The organism is Hyphomonas sp., from assembly GCF_046313735.1.
In the GTDB taxonomy this organism is placed as follows: domain Bacteria; phylum Pseudomonadota; class Alphaproteobacteria; order Caulobacterales; family Hyphomonadaceae; genus Hyphomonas.
The window spans coordinates 1-2,078 of record NZ_JBKBXW010000113.1 but is presented as its reverse complement, the minus strand read 5'-3'; the positions used below and the strand labels follow the sequence as shown (position 1 = coordinate 2,078).

Annotated in this window: 2 protein-coding genes and 1 pseudogene; 2 read left to right on the top strand and 1 reads right to left on the bottom strand. The window is 65.9% G+C overall.

Going from position 1 to position 2,078, the window contains the following annotated elements; translation table 11 throughout:
• Together ACK4SV_RS16935 and ACK4SV_RS16930 are read left to right on the top strand one after the other, a co-directional pair.
• Positions 1 to 753: SDR family oxidoreductase (locus ACK4SV_RS16935; RefSeq protein WP_409919017.1), on the top strand; the 753-nt coding region annotated here is incomplete at its 5' end.
• Positions 754 to 798: 45 nt separating this feature from the next.
• A complete protein-coding gene (locus tag ACK4SV_RS16930; RefSeq protein ID WP_409919016.1) occupies positions 799 to 1,668 on the top strand; it encodes an SDR family oxidoreductase in 870 nt (289 codons plus the stop codon).
• A 12-nt stretch (positions 1,669 to 1,680) separates the two neighbouring features.
• Here the strand turns inward: ACK4SV_RS16930 and ACK4SV_RS16925 are convergent.
• Positions 1,681 to 2,078, bottom strand: a pseudogene (locus ACK4SV_RS16925) (hypothetical protein); the annotation flags it as partial.

Below are 2,078 nucleotides of genomic sequence, written 5' to 3'. Positions count from 1 at the left end.
GTGGCGGCAGAAATCCGCGCGGCGGGCGGCGAGGCAGTTTCGAACTCCGAAAGCGTAACTGATTACGCGTCGGTCGCCGGCATGGTCACCCAGGCGCTCGACACTTTTGGCCGCCTCGACGCCATCATCAATCCCGCCGGCATCCTGCGTGACGGGATGTTCCACAAGATGAGCGAGAGCGACTGGAAGGCGGTCATCGATGTTCACCTGCACGGCTCGTACAATGTCGCCCGCGCGGCCATCGAGTATTTCCGCGAGAAGGAGCATGGCGCCTATGTCTTCTTCACCTCCACCTCCGGCCTGATCGGCAATATCGGCCAGGCGAACTATGCCGCCGCGAAAATGGGCATTGTCGGCCTCTCACGGATTGTCGCCATGGAAGGCGCCGCCAAGAAAGTCCGCTCGAATGTCATCGCGCCGTTTGCATGGACACGAATGATCGCCTCGATCCCTGTGAAGGACGAGGCCGGCGCGCAGCGCGTTCAGCGGATGAAGGACGGCATGCGCGCTGACCAGGTGGCGCAGCTGGCCGTGGCGCTTTGCTCGGACCAATCCTCGAATGTCAGTGGGCAGATCTTCGGCGTGCGCGGTAATGAAGTGATCCTGTTCGACCAGCCACGCCCGGTGAAATCCATGGCCCGCCTCGAAGGCTGGAATCCGGAAACGCTGATCTCGCATTGCTTCCCGGCGATGAGCCCGGACTTCACGGATATGGGTGCAACGGCGAGCATTTTCCCGTATGATCCTGTCTGACCGGGGGGACGGTCTGCGCGCATCCTGACATCAAGGGAGGGACGCATGAACAAGGCTGGACTACTCGTGACCGGTGCGACGGGCACGGTCAGCAGGGCTTTGCTGGCAGAACTGAAACACCGGCAGGTCCCTGCCCGGGCGCTGGTTCGCGACCCGGCACGGGCCCCGGACCTTGCCGGGATGGGGTTTGATCTTGTTACGGGGGACCTGTCCGATCCTGCCACGCTGGGCGCGGCGATGGAGGGGGTCGCGAGTGTCTTCCTGCTGACCCCAGTTCATCAGCAGGCTGAGACCCTGGTCCAGAACGGCCTGGAAGCTGCCCGCCAGGCCGGGGTGGAGCGTGTGGTAAGGTTGTCCGCGCTTGGCGCAGGTGTGGACAGCGCCCCGGTAATCCTTCGGCAGCATGGCCGCTGCGATGCCATGCTCATGGCGTCAGGACTAGGCTGGACGATCCTGCGGCCGAACGGGTTTTTCCAGAACCTCCTCTGGCAGGCAGGGCCGATCCGCGCCGATGGCCGCTTCTACCTGCCGCTCGGCGCGGCGCGGCTCAGCTATCTTGATGTGCGCGACGTGGCGGCCGCCGCCGGGCAGGTTCTGGCGACCGGCGCCCATGACGGCTGTGTGCACGAACTCACGGGCAGCGAAGCGCTGACCTGTGCCGAAATGGCGAACACGCTGTCCGCAGTCGCCGGCCGGGAGGTGACTTATGTGCCGGTTCCGCCGGAGATGGCGGAGCAGTCGCTGAGAGGCATGGGCCTGCCGGAATGGGATGCGAGGGCGGTGACCGAGTTGCAGACCTGGTTCGCGGAAGGGCACGCCGCAGCAGTCAGCCCGGATCTTGTGGCGCTGACGGGCTACCGCCCCCGCCGTTTTGAGGATTTCGCGCGCGACCATGCGAACGCCTTTGGCGGCTGATAGCGGAACGGCTTAGTCCGGTCGCAGGTCTCGCGGACCTTCGTCTTGGGCAGGCGCCGGATCGCTTGCGTCATCCTCCGGCACCACCGGCGACCTTGGCTCCTGCGGCGGCTCTTCGGCGGGAAGAGGCTCAAGCGGCGTAGCCCCGAACTCAGGCAACTCCGCTTCCGGCCCCTCGCCGGTCTCCGGCCGGGGCGGACTGCGCAAGGTTTCGTCGGCCGCATTCAGAAGCTCGTTGAGCTCGTCATTGCGATTGCGCGGCGCTTCGCTGTCCGCCTCCGGGCCGCCCAGGGCTTCGTCGCCGGTCTCCGGAATTTCGGGCAGCTCTTCCAGCGCTGGCGGAGGCCGCGGCGTCTCGCCTTTCGGGGTATCACGTGGCGGCAGTCTTGGCGCATCGCCGCCCAGCACGC

Bases quoted from the DNA above. Each gene is read 5' to 3' on its own strand.
- ACK4SV_RS16930 (WP_409919016.1), top strand. From the start codon at position 799: ATGAACAAGGCTGGACTACTCGTGACCGGTGCGACGGGCACGGTCAGC.